This is a genomic window from Shewanella sp. SM23, assembly GCF_025654295.1.
GTDB classification, from domain to species: Bacteria; Pseudomonadota; Gammaproteobacteria; order Enterobacterales; family Shewanellaceae; genus Shewanella; species Shewanella oncorhynchi.
On the sequence record NZ_JAKKRM010000012.1, the window covers coordinates 125,141 to 149,704 of the forward strand.

General features: G+C 45.9%; 17 protein-coding genes and 2 pseudogenes. 7 read left to right on the top strand and 12 right to left on the bottom strand.

The features are described from left to right. Positions 1 to 12: 12 nt before the first annotated feature. The 3 genes from phsA to L5L98_RS15135 form a co-directional block, all read right to left on the bottom strand. Positions 13 to 2,295, bottom strand: a complete 2,283-nt coding sequence (gene phsA, locus L5L98_RS15125; RefSeq protein WP_105251315.1) for a thiosulfate reductase PhsA — start codon at positions 2,293 to 2,295, stop codon at positions 13 to 15. Between the two features lie 430 nt (positions 2,296 to 2,725). Then, positions 2,726 to 3,388 carry a pentapeptide repeat-containing protein gene (locus L5L98_RS15130; protein WP_107402699.1) on the bottom strand — a complete coding sequence of 221 codons (663 nt, stop codon included), beginning with the start codon at positions 3,386 to 3,388 and terminating at the stop codon, positions 2,726 to 2,728. Between the two features lie 104 nt (positions 3,389 to 3,492). Further along, positions 3,493 to 3,975 (bottom strand): SRPBCC family protein, encoded by a 483-nt coding sequence (locus L5L98_RS15135; RefSeq protein WP_263142125.1) that lies wholly within the window; start codon positions 3,973 to 3,975, stop codon positions 3,493 to 3,495. Between the two features lie 247 nt (positions 3,976 to 4,222). Here L5L98_RS15135 and L5L98_RS15140 point away from each other — a divergent pair, with 247 nt between their 5' ends. Together L5L98_RS15140 and L5L98_RS15145 are read left to right on the top strand one after the other, a co-directional pair. Continuing rightward, on the top strand, positions 4,223 to 4,651 hold the full coding sequence (locus tag L5L98_RS15140) for a hypothetical protein (protein ID WP_317633962.1): 429 nt from the start codon (positions 4,223 to 4,225) through the stop codon (positions 4,649 to 4,651). Continuing rightward, on the top strand, positions 4,638 to 5,741 hold the full coding sequence (locus L5L98_RS15145) for a phosphoribosylaminoimidazolesuccinocarboxamide synthase (RefSeq protein ID WP_263142128.1): 1,104 nt from the start codon (positions 4,638 to 4,640) through the stop codon (positions 5,739 to 5,741). Before L5L98_RS15140 ends, L5L98_RS15145 begins: the two co-directional genes overlap by 14 nt. Positions 5,742 to 6,181: 440 nt before the next feature. Here the strand turns inward: L5L98_RS15145 and L5L98_RS15150 are convergent, their stop codons facing one another. From L5L98_RS15150 to L5L98_RS15170, 5 genes are all read right to left on the bottom strand, one after another. Then, entirely contained in the window at positions 6,182 to 7,186 is a 1,005-nt protein-coding gene (locus tag L5L98_RS15150; protein ID WP_263142130.1) for a hypothetical protein, read from the bottom strand. A gap of 730 nt (positions 7,187 to 7,916) precedes the next feature. After that, positions 7,917 to 8,495, bottom strand: coding sequence for a porin family protein (locus L5L98_RS15155; protein ID WP_105251308.1), 579 nt, complete (start codon positions 8,493 to 8,495; stop codon positions 7,917 to 7,919). Between the two features lie 616 nt (positions 8,496 to 9,111). Then, complete coding sequence (locus L5L98_RS15160) at positions 9,112 to 9,963, bottom strand: class I SAM-dependent DNA methyltransferase (RefSeq protein WP_263142132.1); 852 nt, start codon at positions 9,961 to 9,963, stop codon at positions 9,112 to 9,114. Between the two features lie 140 nt (positions 9,964 to 10,103). Next, positions 10,104 to 10,880 (bottom strand): EAL domain-containing protein, encoded by a 777-nt coding sequence (locus tag L5L98_RS15165; protein WP_263142134.1) that lies wholly within the window; start codon positions 10,878 to 10,880, stop codon positions 10,104 to 10,106. A 205-nt stretch (positions 10,881 to 11,085) separates the two neighbouring features. Beyond that, positions 11,086 to 11,799 carry an oxidative stress defense protein gene (locus L5L98_RS15170; RefSeq protein ID WP_263142135.1) on the bottom strand — a complete coding sequence of 238 codons (714 nt, stop codon included), beginning with the start codon at positions 11,797 to 11,799 and terminating at the stop codon, positions 11,086 to 11,088. A gap of 417 nt (positions 11,800 to 12,216) precedes the next feature. Between L5L98_RS15170 and rimO the strand changes: the two genes are divergently transcribed. Next, entirely contained in the window at positions 12,217 to 13,635 is a 1,419-nt protein-coding gene (gene rimO / locus L5L98_RS15175) for a 30S ribosomal protein S12 methylthiotransferase RimO (protein WP_263142136.1), read from the top strand. Between the two features lie 211 nt (positions 13,636 to 13,846). Here rimO and fumC read toward each other — a convergent pair. Beyond that, positions 13,847 to 15,251: pseudogene (gene fumC / locus L5L98_RS15185) on the bottom strand (class II fumarate hydratase). A gap of 198 nt (positions 15,252 to 15,449) precedes the next feature. Further along, on the bottom strand, positions 15,450 to 15,674 hold the full coding sequence (locus L5L98_RS15190; RefSeq protein WP_131523432.1) for a ribosome alternative rescue factor ArfA: 225 nt from the start codon (positions 15,672 to 15,674) through the stop codon (positions 15,450 to 15,452). Positions 15,675 to 15,940: 266 nt separating this feature from the next. Here L5L98_RS15190 and L5L98_RS15195 point away from each other — a divergent pair, with 266 nt between their 5' ends. Together L5L98_RS15195 and L5L98_RS15200 are read left to right on the top strand one after the other, a co-directional pair. Further along, on the top strand, positions 15,941 to 16,789 hold the full coding sequence (locus L5L98_RS15195) for a substrate-binding periplasmic protein (protein ID WP_317633963.1): 849 nt from the start codon (positions 15,941 to 15,943) through the stop codon (positions 16,787 to 16,789). Between the two features lie 282 nt (positions 16,790 to 17,071). Beyond that, a complete protein-coding gene (locus L5L98_RS15200) occupies positions 17,072 to 19,198 on the top strand; it encodes a TonB-dependent receptor (RefSeq protein WP_263142141.1) in 2,127 nt (708 codons plus the stop codon). 222 nt (positions 19,199 to 19,420) lie between these two features. On the opposite strand, the gene pmbA is transcribed toward L5L98_RS15200, so the two are convergent. Beyond that, positions 19,421 to 20,764, bottom strand: a complete 1,344-nt coding sequence (pmbA, locus tag L5L98_RS15205) for a metalloprotease PmbA (protein WP_263142143.1) — start codon at positions 20,762 to 20,764, stop codon at positions 19,421 to 19,423. A 437-nt stretch (positions 20,765 to 21,201) separates the two neighbouring features. Between pmbA and yjgA the strand changes: the two genes are divergently transcribed. Beyond that, on the top strand, positions 21,202 to 21,738 hold the full coding sequence (gene yjgA, locus L5L98_RS15210; RefSeq protein ID WP_198573074.1) for a ribosome biogenesis factor YjgA: 537 nt from the start codon (positions 21,202 to 21,204) through the stop codon (positions 21,736 to 21,738). A gap of 29 nt (positions 21,739 to 21,767) precedes the next feature. After that, positions 21,768 to 24,281 (top strand): Ig-like domain-containing protein, encoded by a 2,514-nt coding sequence (locus L5L98_RS15215; RefSeq protein ID WP_263142146.1) that lies wholly within the window; start codon positions 21,768 to 21,770, stop codon positions 24,279 to 24,281. Positions 24,282 to 24,332: 51 nt separating this feature from the next. On the opposite strand, the pseudogene L5L98_RS15220 reads toward L5L98_RS15215, so the two are convergent. Then, a pseudogene (locus L5L98_RS15220) lies at positions 24,333 to 24,564 on the bottom strand (IS4 family transposase); the annotation flags it as partial.

Genomic DNA, 24,564 nt, shown 5'->3' on the forward strand with positions numbered 1-24,564 from the left:
TTAAGCCTCCGATTAGCGCTTTGCCAGCGTGACGCCCGTGGTGTGCACTGTCATGCCACACACAGGAGCAGTAACGTGCGGCAGTAAGTTACCGCAGTGGATACCTTTACCCGTTGCTCTGACCAACTCTTTGTTTTTAGAACCAAAGCCCATGTAAGCAAACACAGTATCTTGGCGAATGCCCGGCGTGACTAAGGCATGGCCTTCTTCTGTGCCAACACTGCTGGTGAGGCGGATTGGGTCGCCATTGCTGATCCCTAATTTGCCCGCAGTAACAGGGTGAACCCACACAGCGTTATCCGACATCAGGTTAGCGAGCATAGGCACATTGTGGGTTGCGCCATTGGTGTGCACCGCCACTTTGCCTTGGATAAAGTACAGCTCATCTGCTTTTTTAAGATTCACTTCGCGGAATTTGATCACCCCACGGCCCGGTGCCATGGCTTCGACTTTCGCGGAAGTGAGTTCAATCTTGCCACTCGGGGTTTTAAAGGTCAGTGCACTGGCGTAAGTGCCGTCTTCATCGGCAGGTCGCGCATTGGGGTATGCCTTAATAAACTCGGCAACCATCTTAGGCTCGCACAACATAATTGGCTTACCGAAGCTCACGAAACCTTCGTCTTTGATCCGGCGCAGCAGGTCAGTGTCGCGGTTCACCTGCAGCATTTGCAGGGTTTCCATGTTTTCCCATGGATAGAACTCGCCAAGGCCCATAGCCACACCCACATCCTTAAAGATCTGCCAAGAAGGCTTAGTATCACCTAAGGTTTCAACGACCCGTTGGCGCACATAATAGGCCGGATTTTTACCTGACTTATCAGCAATTTCTTCATCACGTTCAAGATAAGTTGACTCAGGTAAAATCACGTCCGCATAGGCGGCGGTTTCGCTGATATACACATCACACACGGCAATAAAGTCGAGCTTTTTCATCGCTTCAACAACGCGCGCTCTGTCTGTCATGGTTTGCATTGGGTTAGTGCGTGACATCACCCAGCCGTGTAACTGGTAAGGAACAGCGCTTAACGTGGCATCGAGAATGGTTTGGTAAACGCCGCCCGATGTCCACATCATGGCGTACTGCTCTTCCACCTGATCGATACGTTTCGCTGCTGGTTTTGGCATGTCTTTCACGCCAGGTTTTGCCAATACGGGCGCAACCGCTTCACCAGCAAGCTTGTTGTAATCACCGGGTTTCTGGCCGATATAAATCCCGCCCTTACGCTCAATATTACCAATCAAGACGTTAGCAGCGTAAAGGGCGCGGCGCATCTCAAACTCTTCGGTGGTAAAGGTGGCTCTGTGACCAAAATCGACCACAGCATGGGGTGCTTTAGCGGCATATTCGTGGGCGATACGACGAATGTCTTTGGCAGGCACATCGGAGATGGTTTCAGCCCATTCAGGGGTATAGGCTTTCACTTCGGCGGCAAAGGCTTCGAAGCCTTCCACATAGCGCGCGACAAATGCCTTGTCGTAAAGATTATCTTCAATCAATACATGGCATAACGCCAAGGCGACGGCCACGTCTGTTCCGGGACGAATGGCGTACCATTCATCGGCCTTGTCGGCCACAATGGAGAATCTTGGCTCGAACACCACCAGCTTGGCACCTTTATCCATTTGCGCCGCCATCATGCCGCGGGTTTCGGACATATTGATGCCTTCGTACAGGTTATGGCCGAAGTTAATGATGTATTTAGAGTTACTTAAATCACGTTTGACCTTAGTGCCAAAAATAGCCTTAGCGGCAATTTCATAACCACCAGGGCAAGTCGACGCGTGGGTAAAGGTATTTGGACTACCAAAGGCGGTCGCAAGGTGAAACAAATGCTTTTCTTGTGAGCCAGATTTTGACGAGAATGCCACGGCTTCTGGGCCATGTTCTTTTTTGATTTTATTGAGGTTTTCAGCGATTAATTTATAAGCCTCATCCCAACTGATCTCAGCCCATTTGCCTTCGCCGCGCTCACCGACCCGCTTTAACGGTTTAACGATACGCTGTGGATCGTACAATAAACTATGGCCTGCGCCGCCACGGGCACACACTTTACCGCCAAAGGATTTAGCGGCCTTGTTGCCACTAATGAAGACGTTTTTGCCCTCAATCACCCGCGCCGAAATCGGGCAGCGAGTCGAACACATTTCACAAATACTGGCAATGTCTTTGCCCATGCCCTTTAGCTGCTTATTCTCTAATGCCGCTAAGCTGCCCGGCAGCAGACTGGCCAACGCACACGTGGCGCTGCTCGCTCCTGCTCCCTTTAAAAAGGTTCGCCTATTAAGCTCAATCATGGTTACCTCCATCACGCTCATCCCACCCGTCAGTCGCCACATTTGACGCCATCGAGCAGAGGTTTGCTCACTGATTTGATTACTTTTTTAGTTATAAAGCGTTAAAACAGCGCCGCCATATCTTCAAAATACACGGCATACGCTGAATACACAGCTCATCCACAGAGATTGTTATCCCGAAAGAGGTAGGTGGGTATTGTGGTAAACCACATGGGGAAGCTCGGTGTGATCTACCGCAACTAAAACCTAGGGCTGACCTTGAAATACGTGAATAAGATCAATAGGTCTTAAAAAACGGACAGAAAAAGCCGCCAGATGGGACAAATGGCGGCTTCAAAAACAAACAGATATTTCAGTCAATTGCGATAACACTCGTGGGATGATCATCACTATGCTGAGTGAAAAGCTGAGTAAAAACCTACCACAATCCTTAATCCATTAATTCTATATCGAGGCAGTTGAGCAGCCGAATCGCTTCGTCGCGGCTAAACTTAGCACCTTTGATTTTATTGTTAAAAATGTCGATATCGTAATTGGATGCCTCGCTGAAATCCGCCTCCAATAATTGAGTTCGGCCAAACAGACTATGACTAAAATCCGTGTAGGTGAAATTGGCTTGATTAAAACTGCCCTCGCGAAAATCGACATCGTGGGCCTTGCACTCTTCGATGATAATTTCATCGAGGGACAAACCTAAAAATGAGCAATCATTTAAGATGGATTGCTTAAAGGAAAAGGGCGCGGCAAAGGATAAACGCGACCACGCGGCGCGGGTCCAATCGATACCGACTAACTTACATTCCTCAAACTCCACCCCGCTGAACTGACACTGGGGCACTTTCACTAAGCTCAAGTTGCAACGCACAAAGCGGCAATCGATAAACTTGCATTTACGGAAAGTGCTCTCGCTAAAATGGCAATCTTGAAAGCAGCAATCCTCAAACTCGATGCCCTGTAGATCTTGGGCTAATTCCGACAAGCCATTGAACTGTTTTGATAAAAAACTATTGCCCTGCAAAGCCGCGCTTTGTGCGAGTTGCGATGGCGCAAGCACCGATTGTTTAAGCACTGGTACTTCTTTCTGTGACGACATAACACCTCTAATCCTGCCCAATCCCCAACAATAAAATATGCAGGGCAATTGGGCTAGATACTGCTTATTGTTTACTCTCTGATACAATGCTTGAGACTCACCGGCTAAATGCTCGCGACGAGTTCCTCAAGCTGATCGGTCGCCTTAGACCAACCCTGATGAAACCCCATATCCTCATGATTCTGCCTATCTTCGCTATTCCAATGCAGCACCCGCGCAGTGTACTTGGTCTTGCCGTCCACAGGTTCAAAAGTAATAGTTGCCGTCATAAAGGCTTTATCGGACGGCACCCAAGCCTCAGTAAAGGCATCGGTAAATACGATGCGCTCATTCTCAACCACCTCGAGATACACGCCACGATTCGGGAAATCCTGTCCCTCAGGGCTGCGCATCACGATCACATTTGAACCACCGGCACGCACATCTAAGCTCGCGCTAGCCACAGTCCACGGCCTTGGCGTAAACCAAATTTTGAGGAGTTCTGGCTCGGTCCACGCGCGGAACAGCTTTTCTGGCGGCGCATCGATAATCCGCTCTAATACTAGCTCTCGTTGATTATCATTATGTACATGCTGACTTGTGCTCATATTCCCTCCATTGGATATTTGGCTTGATGGTCTTGTCGGCTGCAGCTACGTCATAAGCTCGCACATCAGCGCGCTAAAATACAGCCCTTCAACATTAGCTCGTCCGCAGAACACCAGCCCTCCATCATGCTCAGCACTGAGTGTTAGCGCGTGATTCCCTTGCAAATCCTTATGCCCGCTAGATTCAAGCCACAGAACTATATAAAGAGCAGTGTAAAGGGCTATGTAAAGATCTGTGCAAAGAGCGATGCAAATAGCCGTGGCAAATTTTGTCAAAAAAGGTAGAATGTCGCCACTTTTTCGCGGCAGTCTAGAACAAGGTTCTCTCGGATTAATGGTTAGCATTTTCGAGCAAAATGGCACGGGCCCAGCCCGCTTTCGCAGACCACTTTCACTGTGGTGCCAACCTTGCCCTGCGTTTGTTCCCTCCCTTGCATTATCTCCACCCAACCCAATTCAAACACCGCCCGAAAATACCCCTTTTGCTGTTCAAGATTTAACATCAAATCCCGCAAACCGGCTGAACGCTTTACGCCCTAAGCCAAGCGCGAATAATAAAGCGGTTGCAATGAATCTGGCTGTTGCTAACGCCATAGTTCATCTGCAAACCGACACTTATAAAAACCTTATCCCTACACTCTCTATCCTAAGGAATACTCGTCATGAGTCTTGCTGATTCCGTATTAGCCGTAAATAACGATTTGCCAATCCGCACCGACAACCCAGTCCACAGCGGCAAGGTTCGCAGCGTTTACTGGCTAACCGATGCCGACAGCCGCCGTTTAATCAAAACCAAGGGTTATAACGTCCCCGAAGATACCCCGCTCGCCATCATGGTGATCAGCGACCGTATCTCGGCCTTCGACTGTATCTTCCACGGTGAAGGTGGCCTCAAAGGCATTCCCGGTAAAGGCGCGGCATTAAACGCGATTTCTAACCACTGGTTTAAACTGTTCGCCGAAAACGGCCTAGCCGACAGCCATATTTTGGATATCCCGCACCCGTTCGTATGGATAGTCCAAAAAGCCCGCCCCATTAAAGTCGAGGCCATTTGCCGCCAGTACATCACAGGCTCAATGTGGCGCGCTTACTCTAAGGGCGAGCGAGTATTCTGTGGCATCACACTGCCAGAAGGCTTAGAGAAAGATCAAAAGCTCCCTGAGCTGTTAATCACCCCATCGACTAAGGGCATTTTAACCGGCATCCCAGGCGTGCCAGCCCAAGATGACGTGAACATCAGCCGCAGCGATATCCAAGCCAACTACCAAGCCTTTGGCTTTGAAAAGTTAGAAGATATCGACCTGTACGAGAAGCTGTTAAAAGATGGCTTTAAAGTGATTTCAAAAGCACTGGCCGACATTGATCAAGTGTTTGTCGACACTAAGTTTGAGTTCGGTTATGTGACCGATAAAGATGGCAATTCAAAACTGATTTACATGGATGAAGTTGGCACTCCAGACTCATCACGTATTTGGGACGGCGCAGCCTACCGCGATGGCAAGATTTTGGAAAACTCCAAAGAGGGTTTCCGCCAGTTCCTGCTAAATCATTTCCCTGATCCTGATGTGCTGCTCAACAAAGACAGAATGCCAGAGCGTGAAGCCCTCGCCCGCGACAATGACCTGCCACTTGAGGCCATGATGCAAGTGTCACGCACTTACACCGGCGTTGCCGAGAAAGTGACTGGCGCGGCGATTCCGCTGCCAGCGAATCCTAAGGCAGATATCATCAAGATACTCAAAGATGAGTATGATCTGATTGTGTAATCAAATCATAGTGGGATGAGGAGTTTTCCCTTTCTCCTAGAGTAAAAAGGCGCTTCGGCGCCTTTTTGTTTGCTTTGCAAAAGCAGCTTTTCCAAACTTCGTTTGGATCTAAGTCGTGGGGCTTCACCCCACACCCGACCAAGAGGGGATCAACAGCAATCCCCTCTTGGATCTCCCTTGCCGCCCCTAGCGAAGTTACATGCGTTAGGTACTAGCTTCGTGCTTATTCGAAAATAGCTAACGCTTCCGATGGGGCATCCCTTCCCCCCGAAAGCTACGCAGACGTCCTGTCTGCGCCACGCTATTTTCTTCAACACCCTTCAGCAACTTCGCAGGGAAAGGTGTACTTCTGCGGCTTCGGAGTTACTTGCGAGTAATGCAAAGCAAAGTGATACCAAACATCATTTTTAGAAAATTTAACAATAGCTCGTTAAAACCACTTATTTTTTTAACGCATAATGAAGTTGATTAATCTCATTAAACAAAATAACTAATTTAAGATTGCCAACTTTACTCCAACAATCTATATCACCATAATCAGAAACATGTTTAACCACACTAATTCTTTTTGGAATTTTATTAGAATTAGCATTACCAACACCAGTTCCTATGGTTTTATCATTAGGAACTCTCTTAATGTCAACTTTTACTTTTATAGGTTTATAATCAGTATCAAACGATGAAACAGTATCTATATGTTCAAACAGTTTTACAAAATTATTTTTCACTTCATCAATACAACTTAAAATGTTTTTCTTTTTCGGAACATTTTCTTCTAAATTTCCGAGTGAACTTGGCACATCTAATTTAACCATATCAAACAATGATTTCATTTCAATAAGGAAATTATTAAGTTTAATATCAACTTTATCTTTATTATCACCTATAGACTCAATGCCACTACCACAACCCACATAAAGCACTAGAATATCTCTGACATTCTCAGTCATTAGAGATAAAGCATTAGAAAACGGTTCATCCTTGACTATTCTAATCACACTATATTTCCCAGTTTTAGCACCTGGAAAAAAAACTCCATGAAATGGTCTAAAAAACTTAGTATATTGTGCAGATTCTATACCATAACCCACATCTTGAGCTAATGTACTCATGTATTTTGTAAACTCTTCAACATGCTTATAATAATTCACAAAGTTGTTTTGAGAGTTGGAAATTATAATCTGTTCACGTGTCTGTTCTGATTTATGAAACGCAGCTATTAACGCCACTAAAGCAACTGTACCAACGAGTATTTGAATAGGAGCCTTAAACACTTCGAAAATACCGTTATAGTTTTCATAAGAACTGTTAAAATTTAACTCGTTGTTCCACCATATGTCCACAGCACTATAAAGTGCCAACAGGACACCTATCACCACAGCTACAATAAAAACCCATAATTTGTGTAAACTTTTGTTTGGATTGAAAATAATAGACTTTTCCATTGAGTCCCTTCTGCTAAAAAAATATTCTACTCATAAACAATAAATCGGGCCACACATTATAAAACAACATAATGCACTTTTGATATGGGTTCAAGTAAAGGCAAACCGCCATAAGCGACTTCCGCGCTAAAAGCACTATTCGAATGGACACAACTTAGCTAAATAGGTCTATTTGACTGACAAATGGTGATTTTTAGTGATGACCAGCCAACTCATGAAAAGATCGGATTGGCATGAGTAACTTAGATTAACAGCCAACATCGAGATCACAGAAGCTCATCTTCCCCTGAGAAGTTGCTGAAGAGCGTTGAAGACTCTTTATTAAAAGGATAGCGCGTGATGCAGACAGGACGTCTACGTAGCTTTCGGGGGAAAGGGGCGAATGAAAATCGGTGATTTTCGCGCTTATGAGCGAGAGGTAGGGACTGCCGTACTGGGGGGCTTTACATGGATGTAAAGCGGAGCCATCGGAAGTGTTAGCTATTTTCGAATAAGCACGAAGCCACTAATCAATGCATGTAACTTCGCTAGGGACGCCGGGGGATTTCCAAAAGGGGAATAGGCGATTTTTCCCTTTTGGTCGGGTGTGGGGTGAAGCCCCACGACCATGATTTTGACTTTGCTTTAAAAAAACTATGAGAGACATATTAACCATATAAAAAAGGTGTGACACTGAGCGTGTCACACCTAAATAATTAATATTTAAATTATAAATATCAACAACGAATAATTAGAAGCGATATTCAACACCGATACTGGCTTGATTAAAGTCTGTATCTGTTTTTCCGCCATTGGCGACGCTATCGACATTAATATCTGCATCATACCAAGTGTACTCAGCATTAATTAAAAATCGATCTGTGACTTTAAATGCCACACCGGCGCCGGCGAATACACCTTCACCATCGTCATTGCCAGAAAAACCGACGACGTCATAATCTGTCGAATACCATAACTGACCACCTTTAGCATATAGCTCAACTCGGTCTGCAATGGGAAGCATGACTTTCAGGGCTGCCGTATAACCATCGGTTTCGGCATTGGCTAAACCATTACCATAATCACCAAAGTTAATGTAACTACCTTCAAGAGCAAGGTATTTATTAAACTTATAACCAACAAGGCCCTGCATTACATCACTATTATCATCAAAATCATCATCGCCATCGACTTTTAAATAACCGTAGTTAGCGCCGACATAGATTCCGTTTTCTGCGGCATCACTGTTACTCATGTTATCTGCATGAGAATATGCACTAAAAGAGGCTAAAGAAATAATGGCAGCTAAAGTAAGAATGGGATTTTTCATAAAGTACTCCTAGTTAATTATTTAAATACACTAAGGACATTACAAAAATAATGCCAACCTCGCAAAAACACACTCAGATCAATACACAATGAAAATAATAACCATACTTATCAACACCATAGATTTATTTTAATATTTTAAATTCGAGTTAACTATTTTTATAAAACACATGAAACTTTTTTCATACTTACACTAAAGCCGTGCTAATTCTGTCTTAATGTATTTATTGCCTGTGAAATTGTAACTATTTCATAGGTAACAAAATAAACACACAAAATTATTACATTTAATTAATTACATTATCATTTATATTGTGCGACTTACTTATTAAAACAAGTTTATTAAAGCAAGCTTTAACGGGAATACTGTGCGGCAGCATTATGAACAAGAGTTATGGATGACGAACTGATTGTTAAACATGGACGTTATTTGGCAAGGAATATCCAAAAGGGAAACTGGTACTTTCCCCTTTGGGTCGACTCTTGATGAAAAATTAAGAGTGAAGCCTACAACTTTAATTTGGCTTTAAATAAAAACAGACTGACAGAGAAGCGAGATTTAACAAGTAACAGTGACATTATGAGCAGACCTTCTGTTACCAAACTTCAACAGAAGGTCAAATCTTCACGCAAACAAACAGCGCATTACCTGATGCTAAATCCCACGGGACAATTCTTTCATAATCGTGTTCGAAAACATGCACTTCAAAATAGGGCGCTAACAATTCCTGCAGCTCAGTGAAGCTGGTAGCGACCATAGCATGTTGATCTTGCCATTGCTCAATACTGTGGACTTCTTGTAAACCCACTTCTTGCAAACCTGCGGCGTGTAACCCAGCTTCCAGCGAGCCTAAGCCTTTCATATCAGAGACAGGTAAAGGCGAGACCTCAGCAAACGGCTGACTGCTTTTGGCAATACTCAACTTTAATGACTGTTTCTCACCTTGCCCACTGTAATGCCAGCCGGATTCAAAGGCGAAATGGCTACCATCAAACTCGGCAAAATGCTTAACCGAACTTGTGTTATCGATTTTGTGCTTATCGACAGTATTAAAACAAAACAGCCCACCGTCATTAAGTGCGCTATGCACACTGGCGATACAGCTTTTAAGGCGTTCGATGCAAGCACTGTAATGGATGGAATATAAAAAACAGGTAATCAAATCGACGCGCTCTTCTAAATAAAAAGCCGTCATATCTTGGAGGTTAAACTGAGCTTCAGGACAACGACGCATGGCCATGTCTAGCATAGGCTGATTAATATCAAGGCCACTGCACTGATAACCAAGGTCGATAAAATGCCGCACATGCGGACCAGTGCCACAGGCTAAATCAAGATGTTGCTTACCATTATTGCCGAGAAACTGATGCAGACGATGGATACTCGCGCTCTGTTGCTGGTAGTTGATATCGGAACACATTAAATCGTAATAACCGGATAAATCGGTATAGAGCGCGTTGGAAGACATAGTAGCGAATAGGTAACAAGGGCAATTTTAGGTGGCGCATGATATATCAGTTAGCCGATATCAGAAACAAAGAATTATCCATCGAGTCTTAGCACGTGTTATCACTCTAATCGTGCAACGATATCAATCCACCTAACCATTTACTTTGGGGCGTGAAAGCTCAGCTCTTCATAGGAACTTAAATATTCGAGTTGTGGTTTGGCAAAATAATACCCCTGAAAATACTCAATACCTATTCCAGCGAGATAATTAAGTTCGGCTTCTGTCTCAATGCCTTCGGCCAAAACTCTTGTATTCAGCTCTAAACAAATACGCAGTATTTCATCCACGGCTAACTGCTTTTCTCTATCGAGATCGATATCACGGATCAAGGTCATATCAAGTTTTAATACTTGAGGGCGCAGGGCTTCGAGCCAGCTTAAATCAGCAAAACCACTGCCAAAATCATCGATTGCCGTGATAAAACCACGCTTAGCATAGCTCTCGAAGATACGGACTAATTTTGCCCGATCGACAATTTGCTCTCCCTCAGTCACTTCGAACATAATTTTGTGAATCTCAAACCCATACATGTCGGCGGCTTCAATCGTCGCGCGGATACAGGTCTCAGGGTTATATACGGCATTAGGTAAAAAGTTGATACTGAGCATCTTATCGAGTCCCAGCTTTGAAGCGGTTTCTATCGCTTTAACACGGCAAGCCTGATCAAAATAGTATTTATTATTTTCATTAATCCGCTCAAACACCCACGCAGCCCCTTCACCATCAGGGCCTCTGACCAGGGCTTCATAACCGCTAATCTCACGACTAGGCCAATGGATAATAGGTTGAAATGCCATTCGAATTTCAAATCCTAATGACTTACCACTTAAGCAATCCATGCAAGTTTGTTGCTTTATTCGAGCGGGAAAATCCATAAACGGCCTCCTAAACATTAACCTTACTAGTGTGAGGATAAATACTTAAATTTGCCAGTTTTTACTGTTCATCATCCTAATAAAATCCATAACATATTAGAGTGAAGAATGCTATTTCCAAAAATATAAAACGATTGTAAACGGCATAAAAAAATGGATGAATCCCAATAGGAGCTTCATCCATCACCATATGCCTCTGACTGATTTACTTCAGTTTATAAATCACTTCAACTCTATCTTCTATGCTCACTTGACCATATTGATAACTCTCGGCGGCGCCCATGGCATCGGCTTTAGCGCTCATGCGTAACATGACAGGTTGCACAGGGCGTTGATCGTAATAACGGATCTGCCAGATCTTACCTAGATTTTCACCAAAGCCTTTAGCCAAAGATTCGGCTTTTTGTTTGGCATCCACAATCGCAGCTTGACGTGCTTTGGCGACGTATTCAGCTTCTTTACTCGACTTAAGGGCGATGTTATTCACCCGATTCATACCCTCTTCTAAGGCAGAATCTAAGATTGCATTCAAGCGGCTTAAGTCTGTTACCGTCACGGTAATTTGGCGACTGGCAGTATAACCCGTCAGCTCTGGCGCCTTATCCTGCACATAGACGTATTGCGGTTGAAGATTTAAATTCGCGCTCTGGATCTGATCTTTAGTCACACCCGCTGCGGTGAGACGGGCGATAAACTTAGCCACGGCGGCATCGGAATTATCCTTGGCGGCTTTAGCGGTTTTTTCGGTCACGGCCACTTCCACATTCACATCCGCCATATCGGGCTCGATTTGGATTTGACTCACACCCATGGTTTCAATATGCGGGAAATCGACCTCAGCGGCGAGTACCGCTGGCGCCATAAACGCGCTAGAAAAAAGACCACCCGTCACCAATACCGCTAAAAGAGAATTTTTCATAACTTACTCCAAAATAATGTGCTTATACCTAAACCACTTCAAATAGAACGCATATTCAAAACGAGACGGCTAAAACGACTGTGTCGCTTATTTAGCGCTTAGGCTATCAGTAAAAAGTGCCAATACTTGTGCCAATATGTAACAGCATCAAGAAATTGTCTCTTGCCCCTATAAACGCGGCCAATTTTAAAAAGGGTTAATTTTTCTGAAAAATGTTTAGCGCTTTTTATCCAGATGAGTTAGACCTTGGATCTTTGGCCTATCTTCCTATATCCACACCAAAAATAGGCCTTAGGGTTAACTGGCATATTCAGCGCCCCAGTTGTACACTTTTCAGCCAAAGCTACTGTACCTTTTAATCACTTCAGGTATAATCCGCCAACTTTTTTAAGGCGGCTTATACCTCAGCGAGAAACCATGACAGTTGAAACTTTTAAACCCAAGCAAACGACCACGCTTGATATCCCAGTAAAAACATTAGAAGCAGCAAGCACTAATACTGTTACCACTGGGAATCGCATCGGTTTCGTGTCTTTGGGCTGCCCAAAAAACCTCGTGGATTCAGAGCGTATTCTGACTCAGTTACGCATCGACGGCTACGAAGTCACTAACAGCTACGACAATGCCGACTTAGTTATCGTCAATACCTGCGGCTTTATCGATGCTGCGGTGGAAGAGTCTCTGGATGCTGTGCGTGAAGCCTTAGAAGAAAACGGCAAAGTGATCGTCACTGGCTGCCTTGGCGCTAAAGAAAACCAAATCCGCGAAGTGCACCCAGATGTGTTAGAAATCACTGGCCCACACAGCTACGAAGCGGTGTTGAAGCATGTTCACAAGTACGTGCCTAAGCCAGAGCACAACCCTTTCACCTCATTAATCCCACAAACTGGGGTTAAGTTAACGCCTAAGCATTACGCTTATTTAAAGATTTCAGAAGGTTGCGACAACCGTTGTACTTTCTGCATCATCCCTTCGCTACGTGGCGATCTCGACAGCCGCCCAGCGGGCAGCATCTTAGATGAAGCTAAGCGTTTAGTGGAATCAGGCGTACAAGAAATTCTAGTTGTGAGCCAAGACACCTCGGCCTACGGCAAAGACAAAGGCGGTCGTACCGATTTTTGGAACGGTATGCCAGTCAAGCAAGACATTACTAGCCTAGCGCGCCAACTGGGTAAAATGGGCGCTTGGGTGCGTCTGCATTATATCTATCCCTACCCATGGGTTGACGATTTGATCCCCTTGATGGCCGAAGGTTTGATTCTGCCGTATTTGGATATTCCAATGCAGCATGCAAGCCCGCGCATCCTCAAGATGATGAAGCGTCCAGGCCGTGTTGACCGTCAGTTAGAAGCGATTCAACGCTGGCGTGAAATCTGCCCAGATCTGGTGATCCGCTCAACCTTCATCGTCGGCTTCCCAGGTGAAACCGAAGAGGATTTCCAAATCCTGCTCGATTTCTTGAAAGAAGCTCGTCTCGACCGCGTAGGTTGCTTTAAGTATTCTGAAGTCGATGGCGCTGTCGCCAACACTATCGCCGAGCTTATCAGCGAAGAAGTGAAAGAAGACAGATACCACAGATTTATGGAACTCCAAGCCGAGATCAGCGCCGAGCGTTTGGCCCGTTTCGTTGGCCGTACTTTAGATATTCTGATTGACGATGTCGACGAAGAAGGCGCCATTGGCCGCAGCTTCGCCGATGCACCAGAAATCGACGGCATGGTGTTTATCAATGGTGAAACTGAACTTGAGCCAGGTATGTTGGTTCGTGCCCGCATCACCCATTCAGACGAACACGATCTGTGGGCTGAAGTGGTAGACGCTGACACCCAAGACTAAGCTGTTCTGATACAGGACAGGCTATTACTCAAAAGCGAACCTCTGGTTCGCTTTTTGTTTTTTATCATTCGATGCACCGTAAACATTAACACTGCGAATGCTTCAGCATCCTTACTCCACTGTTTCTTCACACTGTCTTGGCCCACGATATTGATTCATTGCCAGCCTCAATTTCGCTGATTTATCAGCAGCTAGGATGAGACGTTATGAATTAAGCATCGGGTCCCAACATCTTATTGGCATCGACCCACAGCTCGAATTCTTCTGCTGTCACAAACTCAAGTTCTAATGCCGCTTGGCGCAGAGTCTTATGCTCGCTATGGGCTTTTTTGGCTATCTTAGCGGCCTTTTCATAACCGATATGTTGATTAAGCGCCGTCACTAACATGAGTGAGTTCTCCACATGCAGCCGCGATTTGTGGCTCGTTCGCCACTATGCCGACTACGCAATGGTCATTAAACGACTGGCAAGCATCCCCCAATAAGCGCCCCGATTGCAGCACATTGGCGATGATCATCGGCTTAAACACATTGAGCTCAAACTGACCATTGCTGCCGCCAATCCCAACGGCGACATCATTACCCATGATTTGCGCGCACACCATAGTCATAGCCTCGACCTGAGTTGGGTTCACTTTCCCCGGCATGATTGACGAACCAGGTTCATTTTCAGGCAGTAATAACTCACCAATGCCACAACGCGGACCAGAACCTAACATCCTAATATCATTTGCGATCTTCATTAAACTAACCGCCGCCACTTTATAGGTTGCCGACAGAGCGACCAATTCATCGTGGGCAGCCAAGGCGGCAAACTTATTCGGCGCCGTTACAAAGGGCAAACCCGTGAGTTTTGCGATATTGTCCGCCACCTTAACGGCGTAATCCTTGTGTGTATTCAGCCCAGTGCCGACGGCAGTCGCACCTAAAGCTAACTCGGCTACACGCTTGAGACTGTGCTCAATGCCTTCGATGGCATGACTTAACTGCGCGGCGTAACCGGAAAACTCTTGGCCTAACGTTAACGGTGTTGCATCCATAAAATGCGTGCGACCGATTTTAACTAGGTGCGCAAACTCCTCGGCCTTATCCTGCAAGCTCTGCTGCAATAACCTCATGCAGGGCAAAACGAGCTCAACGGCTTGGCGATAGGCGGCAATGTGCATGGCGGTGGGAAAGGTATCGTTGGAGGATTGCGAGCGGTTAACATCGTCATTGGGATGCAAGCATTTAACCGCATCGATAAGTTGTCCACCCGAGAGTACATGGCCGCGATAGGCAATCACCTCATTGACGTTCATATTGGTTTGCGTGCCCGAGCCTGTTTGCCAAATTACTAAGGGAAATTGCGCATCGAGTTCGCCTGTAATCAGCTCATCGCACACTTGGGCAATCAGTTGAGCTTTATCTTGGTGCAAGACGCCAAGCTGTTGATTGGTAATAGCGGCGGCTTTCTTTAAATAGCCAAAAGCGTGGATCACTTCGACAGGCATAGATGCCTCAGCACCAATACGAAAGTGCTGCCGCGAACGCTCGGTTTGTGCGCCCCAATAACAATCGACGGGGACTTTCACCTCACCCATAGTGTCGTGTTCAACTCGATATTGCTGTGCCATGTGCATCTCCTTCGCTAAAACGCTCTCAGCGTTCACCATACTCGCTCAGGGCGAAAGTACAATTAACCTCCAACAAGGAGTATCAATAATAAGGCTGATTTAAGCGTAAAGATTGGCGTAAAGGCAGGTGGAGGAGCATGAATTGGCAGGATTAACGAGGCACTAACACAGCAGACTAAAGCAGCGAACTGAAGCAGATTAACAAAAGCGCAGACCTAGAAAGTCAAAAGGGGCATCGCCCTTGTGCTGATGCCCCTTTCGGTTTTGTGCTTTACGGTCGTATGACCCTTTGCCCTTTTTCGCTTTCTCGGTGCGGGTCCTAAACAAGGGACTCGTCACTAACGCTTTGAGTGCGTTGTCGGTAATGGTGCCTCGACCACTTTCGTGTTCTAAGGGCATATTTTGCGGTTTTTGCTTAGTCATTTTATGCCTCACTGCTTAATGAAAGTTAAGTCCATAGCCTAACAGCGCAAACTATAACGCAATCAAATCAGATGTACAGAGTTTGTGCACTCCAACATAAAAAATGACTTTGACTAGTAGGAAAGTATGATAGATTATTCAAACAAAAATAATATATTAGCTTAATAATCAATAAGGTTTTATTAATAGGTTTAGTGAGTGGATTTTGCCATAACCTTTATTGGCACTCAGGTTACACTTTGTAATCGACAGATAAGGAGATCAATTTGACATCCGTGTTAGTCGCTCAACCTTGGCTCGGCGCACTGCTCTTACTGATAACGCTTCAAGCCCCGCTTGCCAACGCTTTTTCCAGTTCAGACTCCTGCGTGATGACCATGGGGTATCGTACCAGCGAACGCTTACCCTTTATCGGAGACGAGTCCAATAACACGGGATTTTATCACGAACTCTACCAAGCGGCGGCGAACAAGATTGGCTGCAAACTCAATGTGGTGCGCGCACCTAAATTACGTATTCTGCGGGATCTCAAACTCGGCAATATCGATTTTTATCCCGGCCTTAATTTCACCGAAGAGCGGGCTCAATACGCGCATTTTATCCCCAATGGACTTTCACAACGTGCGATTGGCATTAGCCGTGCTGGCGCCGCCGATATTCGCTCCATTGAGCAGTTAGCCCATAATGAAATGACCCTCTTAATCGCTCCCGGCAGTTACGACTTTGGCGGCTTACCCGACAAAATTAAGGTACGCAAACCGCCTGAGTTAACCGTCCCTAAAGCCTTGGATTATTTGCTTTCAAACCAAGGGGACTTTTTTATTTATGATCAAACCACTTTGCATTATTACCTTAAAAATCGTGACCAAAGCCAGTTTAAACTCCACTATCACTACAGCGAATTACCGCAGGAAATGTACCTCGGTTTCTCGAAAAAAAGCCGCCACTACCGCGGTAGATACAACCCCAACTATCGCGCTGATATCCCCATCAGCCCAGATAACAGTCCCACTGTGTTAACACCAGATTCTAAAGTCTTTGAATTTGCCAAAGCACTCGCCGCTATGGATTCCCAAGGTGAAACTCAGCGCTTGTATAGTAAGTATTTTGGCTAGCTTAAATCCCAGAAATTAAAATGCCTCATTTGGGTTAGCTTAAATCACAAAAGTACCGCTAACGCAGAGTTCTATTGGACCTTTTATCAATTGAGGTACCAATAAAGAGCTAGGAGAATCATGCCTAACTGATTAAAAAGTGGAAAACTTGTCTTCTGCTCAAGCCATATTCTGATGTTTTAACTCGCTTTGTTACCCTCTGCGACAATATGCCGCACCTGCCACACTGAGATGCTCTTTATAATGCAGCGCAATTAATCCAAGTGAATGGAAGACAATAAGATGGCTGCAAATTCTGCGTATTTATCTCACCCGTTTAAAACTTCAGTAATTTCCTCATCCCTCGCAATCGCCATGGGCTTATCGCTAGCGCCACAGGCTATGGCTGACGACAGCGAATTAGCCAATATTGAACGCTTAGAGGTCCATGGCCAACAGACCGAAAACCGTAACGCCTTAGGCTCGGCTGAAAATCTACTGAAAGGGCAAGGAGTCGATTTCTCCGAAGCGGGCGGCGTATCGGCCCTACCTATCCTCAATGGTATGATGGGCGATCGCATCAAAGTGCTGGTTGATGGCGCGGACATTACCGCGTCCTGTGCAAACCAAATGAATCCACCGCTGTCCTATATCTCCGCCAATCAAATCACCACAGCCGAAGTCATTGCGGGTGTATCGCCAGTCAGTGCCGGTGGCGACAATATTGCGGGTGTGATCAAGGTTAGCAGCCTTAACCCTAAATTTGGTGAAAGCGAGGCCATCAAATGGAATAGTGGCGATATTTCAACTGGATATCGCAGTGTGAGTGACACCTTATTACTCGGCACCAACGCAACAGTCGCCAGCAAAAATGTCAGCCTAAGCTATCAAGGCGCCTATGAAGATGCCAACAGCTATAAAGATGGCAATGGCGATAAAGTCATCGATACCCTGTACCGTGCACAAAACCATGCTTTGACCGCCGCATGGCGCGATGAGACTCAAGAAGTTGCCATCAAATTGACCCACCAAAATATTCCATTCCAAGGTTTTGCTAACCAATACATGGATATGACGGATAACAAGAGTTACGGTGCCCTCGCCCGTTATCAACTCAAACTCGACGATGACGGTGAATTCAGTGCCCAAGTAAACTGGCACGGCGTGAAACACGAGATGGGCTTTTTCACCCCAGAAAAAACCGGCAAGATGCCAATGAACACTGAAGGTGATGACTACAGCTATCAACTGCACTGGCGCTTGCCAATGGGTGATGACAGCACCTTACTGGTCGGCCAAGAATACTATAGCTACCAGCTCGACGATGTTTGGCCTGCGGTGCCTGGCACTATGATGGCGCCCAATGACTACATCAACATCAACGATGGCCAGCGAAAACGCGCCGCCGTTTATGGCGAATGGCAGCAAGATTTAAGTCAAAGCTGGTGGTTATCGGCGGGTGTTCGCTTTGAGTATGTCACCACCAATACTGGTGAAGTCCAAGCCTATAGCAACATGCCTATGATGGGCATGCCCAATGTCGACGCAGAAGCGGCAAAAGCCTTTAATGCAATGGACAGAAAACGTGATGATAATCTGATCGATGCCACCTTACTGGCGCGCTATCAATTATCGACCAATCAACAACTTGAGTTTGGTTTAGCCCGCAAGAATCGTGCTCCGAATCTATACGAACGTTACAGCTGGGGCCGCGGCACTATGGCGACCACTATGATAGGTTGGTATGGTGATGGTAATGGTTATGTGGGTAATCCGGATCTTAAACCAGAAACCGCCCATACCCTGAGCGCAGCCTACAAATATAACGATGATAGCTGGCAAGTCTCGACCACGGCTTGGTACACAGCTGTGACTGACTATGTCGATGCCGAAGTCATTGGTAGCTTCAATCGCACCAGTTCGCCTGATGGCAAACGCAATATTCTCCAATTCACTAACTTAGATGCCAATCTCTATGGCGCACGTTTTAATGCGCTCTATCAGTTTGCCGAAACCAGCACAGGTAAATGGCAAGTGTTAGGCAAAGTGAATGTAACCCGTGGCGAGCGAGATGAGGGTGATGAACCTTTATATCAAATCAAGCCGTTGCAAACAGAGCTGGCACTGCAACATCAGTTAGGTCAGTGGGAAAACAGTCTTTCATGGCAATGGGTTGCGACCAAAGATCGCGTAGATGACCGCCGCCTTGAAAATGAAACCGACAGCTACTCCTTGCTCAATTTGAACAGCAGCATGAAATGGCAGGATCTGACTGTTACCTTCGCCGTGAATAATCTGTTCGACAGCTACTATGAGCTGCCACTGGGCGGCGTGAGTGTGGCTGAATTTAAGGCCGATAATACCAATGGCTTTAACCAGATTGCCGGTGCAGGTCGCTCGTTTGAACTCAGCGCAAGCTACGCATTTTAATGACCGATTTTAAAGGCACTGTTTTTAACAACATAGTTCTTAACGGCACGGCTTTTTAGGTCGAGCAGCCCTAATCGACGCGTTAAACAAAAAGGGCAAGCAGATTAAGTGATTAATCGCTTGCCCTTTTTATGCTCAAACCACATTCATGCTACTAGCACTAAAGCACTGAGACGACTTAAGCGCACTATAGCAGCACGGCAGAACGAGTGAGACTATGGATTAGTTACCCGCAATCTTCATTTCAGATAACAAGATACCGCCGGTACGAATCGATGAGCGCAGATCAAAATCCTTACTCACGGCTTGTACGCCACGGAACATCTCTTTTAAGTTACCCGCGATAGTGATCTCTTCCACTGGATATTGGATCTCACCGTTTTCAACGTAGAAACCCGCCGCACCACGGGAATAATCGCCCGTTACCATGTTCACGCCTTGGCCCATAACTTCGGTCACAATCAAACCTGTGCCCATGTCTTTTACCAATTCGTCGAAGGTTTGGCCAGTGTGGCCGAGCGTCCAGTTATAAATACCGCCCGCATGGCCCGTGTTGGTTAAGCCTAACTTGCGCGCCGAGTAACTGGTCAGCAAATAGGTTTCTAACATGCCACGGTCAATAATGCGTCTGTCTTGGGTCGCCACGCCTTCACTGTCGTAGTTCGCGCTTGCCAATGCGCCCAGTAAATGCGGCTGCTCTTCGATATTAAACCAATCGGGGAAGATTTGGGTGTTGATCGAATCCAATAAGAAACTGGATTTACGGTATAAACTGCCGCCGCTGATCGCACCGATAAAGTGGCCGATTAACCCTGTGGCGATATCTGGCGCTAATAAAATGGGTAAACGCGTCGTCGCGATCTTGCGCGCACCGAGGCGGCTTACTGTCTTCTCGGCGGTCTTTAAACCTACGGTTTCTGGCGCAAGCATCTCGCTGAATTTACGGGCGATAGTGTAATCGTAATCCCGTTGCATATTGCCTTCACCATCTTCACCGATCACGCTGCAACTCAAGCTATAACGCGAGCTGCAATACCCGTTTAAGAAACCGTGGCTGTTGCCATACACTTTAACCGCAGTGTGAGCATTGGCACTGGCGCCATCGGAATTATTGATACGTGGATCGGCATCGAGCGCCGCAGTTTCGGCGCGGATCGCCAGTTGCGCTAACTCATCGGGGGAAATATCTTGTGGATAATACAGTTGAAGATCGCGGATCTGATTTGCCATCAAGGCTTTATCGGCAAGACCACTGAATGGATCCGGAGAAGTATAACGGGCGATATCGTCGGCCGCTTTCACCGCTAAGGCAATGGCCTCTGGACTTAAATCCGACGTCGATGAACTGCCCTTGCAACCATCGCGGTAAACCGTAATTCCTAAGGCACCATCTTTATTAAATTCAACGGTTTCAACTTCTTTTAAACGGGTAGAAACCGACAAACCTTGTTGTTTACTGATCGCCACTTCGGCAGCGTTCGTTCCTAATTTGTTGGCATATTCCAGCGCCACGGCCACCGCATCTTTCAGCGCGCCCAATTCACTATCGATTCTGTTCAAAGACACAAAGCTACTCTTTCGTTGTCGGCAATTGCCGTAGCATAACAAACACAAATCCCATTCACATTAATTATTCGCGGCTGACTTAGGCTTGAGAGCGTATCCTATACCCAAACAACCTGAAGATGCAGGATTCAGCGGGAGTTTAACGCACTTTAGGCAAGGCGGTTATTTGCAGACCTAGCGGGCTAAGTTAAAAATAACCAACACAGCATAAAGTGCGTTAAAACCCGCCGGGACGGAGCGCCTAGGGCACTCCACTTCCGTGTTGCATCAATTCAAAAGGTGGCCGACATTCTGTCATTGATGCGCCTTGAATTGAAGCACCCTAGGCGCTCTGAAACTCGTATCTTCAGGTAGCTTGGGTATAAACACATTCACCTAGGCGATTTTTGGCTGGAGATGTTATTATTAGCCAGTTATTTACTTGAGGTTTTATCTATATGAAGATTGTTGGTGATTCAGAACATTTTAAACAGCCCTACGACATAGATGAAGATTATGTCAGCAGCAAAACAACGGACAAGCGTGATAGCGAAGCCGTGCAAAAAGTCGGTATGGAGCTTGTTTCACTGAGCAAGACTCAGCTAGATAAAATCGAGCTGGATGAGTTTTTGTACGACGCTATCCTGCAAACACGCAAAATCAAGGTTAATACTGAGGCGTATCGTCGCCACATGCAGTATATCGGCAAATTAATGCGTAATTTTGATATTGAGCCTATCAAGGCTTCACTCGCTATCGTGTTGAATAAAAACAACAACGAGACCGCGAAGTTGCAGATGTTCGAAAAAATGCGTGAACGCTTACTCACCCAAGGTGATGATGAGATTCAAACTGTCGTCGAGCATTATCCGCAATTAGACAGACAAAAACTGCGTACTTTAGTGCGTCAAGCCACTAAAGAACTGGCCAAAAGCCCAGAATCAAAATCATCTAAAGAGCTGTTTAAATATCTACGCAGCGAAATCCAAGACTAATTAACTTCAGCCCCACAAGGATGTTGCTTATGCGACTTAGCAAAACGTTATCGGTATTTTCTTGGGCATTACTGGGCGCATTAGCGCTCAGTGGTTGTAATGGCGCCGCTGATGGCACCGACACTGACGGAACAACAGACAGCTACAGCTTAACGCTGGGCTATAAAACTGTAGTTAACGACAAGTGCGCCGATGCAACCACCAATTTAAGCTTTGCCTCCGATACGAGTTTTTGTGCCGTCGCTACCTTAAAAAAGGGTTCGAGTAAACTTAGCGGCCAACTGATTAGCTTCGCTGCGACCTTAGGTACTGTTGCGCCAGCAACAAAACTCACCAATGCAGATGGCGTTGCTGAAGTCATCATTTCTAACCCTGTATTAACAGCAGAAGCTGGTACCGTAACGGCGAGCTATACGCCATCTGATGCAGACGCATTAACTGCAAGCCGGAACTACGAGTTCGTTGGTTCAGGTAATGGTAACACCATTGCAACACCCAAACTCAGCGCCAGTATTTTAAACAGCTCAGCCTTAGTCACTCGCTTTAAAGTCGATGAGTCGGTGCAATTACAAGCCATATTGCTCGATAGCGAAAGCAAAGGTATCGAAGGCACTAAAGTTACCTTTACTGCAGGTTCAGCGGCGCTCAATCCTGCCAGTGCGTTGACCAACACTCAAGGTATTGCGCAGGTACCCTATACGCCAAGTGCAACTGAATTAGGGGCAAATGCCTTAACGGTCACTGTGGACTATCAAGGTCAATTGCTGCAAACCAGCAGTTTGTATGAAGTCTTGAGTAAAGATGCCGTCAATCAAGAAGGCATGCTAAAACTCGGCTCATTTAATGGTGCAGTCTTTACCGAAGGTAAACTGGCTAGCACCTTAACCGCCGATGCCGATGGCGCATATAAAATCAGCGCAGGCGGTAGTTTTGGTGTAAGTGCAAGTTTAGTATTAGAGGCCAATGACGGCACGGTTACACGAGTACAAACCCCCTCTTCCATCAGCTTTAGCTCAGATTGCACCACAAACAATAGCGCCACACTCGATACCCCAGTTACGACTTTATCGGGTAATGCGAGCTCGACCTTCCAAGACACAAGTTGCAGTGGCAACAGTGAACGTAGCGACCAAATCATCGCCACAACCGTAGCTGGCAATCAGACGTTAACGGCGAATTTCCCATTTACTCTACAACGCCAAACGCTTGCTAGCTTAAGTTTTGAGTCGGCAGAGCCTGCACAAATTCGCATCAAAGGTGCGGGCGGTACGGGTTCAAGCGAATCCTCTTTAGTCAGCTTCAAAGTCACCAGCGCCAATGGCCAACCTGCAGCGCAACAGAATGTCAGCTTTACCTTAGATACGGTTGTCGGTGGTTTAAGTTTTGCCAATGGCACTGCGAATGCGCAAAGCCTGACTAACTCCCAAGGCATCGCCAGTGTGCGCGTATTATCCGGCACAGTACCCACGCCTGTGCGCGTGGTCGCCACTGCTGTTGATACTGATACTAAAGAAGTCATCACTAGCCAATCTGAACAGTTAACCGTGAATACTGGTCTACCTCAACAACTTGGATTTAGTTTAGCGACGAGTAATGCCAACCCTGAAGCGGGTAATATTGATGGTGAGAAAGTCACAGTGACAGCAAGACTGTCTGATAGTTTTGGCAACCCTGCGCCCAATGACACAACAGTCAACTTCACCAGTGAAGGCGGCCAAATAGAGCCAAGCTGCTTAACTCAAAATGGTGTCTGCAGTGTGACTTGGACATCAAGCGATCCAAGACCTCAAGACCATCGCATAACAGTATTAGCCTACGCTTTAGGTCACGAAACCTTTTTCGACACCAATGGTAACAACCAATTTGATTCGGCCGATGGTAGCGCCATTGCAAAAGCTTGCTTGATAAATGGTGTTCCTGTGGCTTGCAGTGGTAACGGCTTAGATGTAGAAACCTTCCACAACTCAGGCTTTAGCGATTTGCCGACAGCCTTTCGCGATGATAACGAAAACTTCGCCTATGATAGTGGTGAACGCTATTTCGATAACCTCGCTAGCGACACCTATAAAGGTGCCGATGGCAAGTTTAACGGCCCTCAATGTCAAGGCGCACTCTGCGGGACAGGACAAGCGAATAAGACTTATGTTCGTAAAGCAGTTGTGATGATAATGTCTGGCTCAAAAGCCTATTTCTCCCTATGGCAAGATGGTGTCAAAGTATATGAAGATCGCCTAGGTCAAAATATTCTCAACAATCTTGAGTCTTTAACGGCAATTCCTGCAGGGCAAACATCCGAATTTACCGTAAAGTTCTACGACAGTGCAGATCAAATTATGCCCTCTAGTACAACGCTTAATATCGATGCGGATAAAGGGGAATTGCTATCAACAACCTATACTGTGCCTAAAACGAATGATGCTAATGCAAGTATGGCGGACTTTTACCTAAAGAATACTGAAACCGCTAGCAGCCAAGTGGTACTAACTGTGAATACACCAAGTGGCGTTGAAACCTTGCTTAAGTTCAATGTGTTGCTGCAATAATAACGAACTGATAGATAATAAAAAGACCCGCTAATGCGTAATGCCGTTCACTTAAGAGTGAACGGCATTTTTCTTTGGTCTAACCGGGAACTTGTTTTTGCTCATTTTAAGAACTCGTGGATATGCCCTTTCCCGTTTACCATCCAGCTTAAATTGCCGTGCATTTCGTTCTATATCCAATACGTCTCTCGGGACATTCCCCGGTGTTTGTGATGACAGTTGTGTCAACTTGAAGATGATATAACTCGCCGCATCTCGAAAACTCAGTTGATTGGGGTGGACC

Coding starts and splice junctions, on each gene's coding strand:
- phsA (WP_105251315.1), bottom strand. CDS start 2,295: ATGATTGAGCTTAATAGGCGAACCTTTTTAAAGGGAGCAGGAGCGAGC.
- L5L98_RS15130 (WP_107402699.1), bottom strand. CDS start 3,388: ATGTCGTCACAGAAAGAAGTACCAGTGCTTAAACAATCGGTGCTTGCG.
- L5L98_RS15135 (WP_263142125.1), bottom strand. CDS start 3,975: ATGAGCACAAGTCAGCATGTACATAATGATAATCAACGAGAGCTAGTA.
- L5L98_RS15140 (WP_317633962.1), top strand. CDS start 4,223: ATGCAAATAGCCGTGGCAAATTTTGTCAAAAAAGGTAGAATGTCGCCA.
- L5L98_RS15145 (WP_263142128.1), top strand. CDS start 4,638: ATGAGTCTTGCTGATTCCGTATTAGCCGTAAATAACGATTTGCCAATC.
- L5L98_RS15150 (WP_263142130.1), bottom strand. CDS start 7,186: ATGGAAAAGTCTATTATTTTCAATCCAAACAAAAGTTTACACAAATTA.
- L5L98_RS15155 (WP_105251308.1), bottom strand. CDS start 8,495: ATGAAAAATCCCATTCTTACTTTAGCTGCCATTATTTCTTTAGCCTCT.
- L5L98_RS15160 (WP_263142132.1), bottom strand. CDS start 9,963: ATGTCTTCCAACGCGCTCTATACCGATTTATCCGGTTATTACGATTTA.
- L5L98_RS15165 (WP_263142134.1), bottom strand. CDS start 10,880: ATGGATTTTCCCGCTCGAATAAAGCAACAAACTTGCATGGATTGCTTA.
- L5L98_RS15170 (WP_263142135.1), bottom strand. CDS start 11,799: ATGAAAAATTCTCTTTTAGCGGTATTGGTGACGGGTGGTCTTTTTTCT.
- rimO (WP_263142136.1), top strand. CDS start 12,217: ATGACAGTTGAAACTTTTAAACCCAAGCAAACGACCACGCTTGATATC.
- L5L98_RS15190 (WP_131523432.1), bottom strand. CDS start 15,674: ATGACTAAGCAAAAACCGCAAAATATGCCCTTAGAACACGAAAGTGGT.
- L5L98_RS15200 (WP_263142141.1), top strand. CDS start 17,072: ATGGCTGCAAATTCTGCGTATTTATCTCACCCGTTTAAAACTTCAGTA.
- yjgA (WP_198573074.1), top strand. CDS start 21,202: ATGAAGATTGTTGGTGATTCAGAACATTTTAAACAGCCCTACGACATA.
- L5L98_RS15215 (WP_263142146.1), top strand. CDS start 21,768: ATGCGACTTAGCAAAACGTTATCGGTATTTTCTTGGGCATTACTGGGC.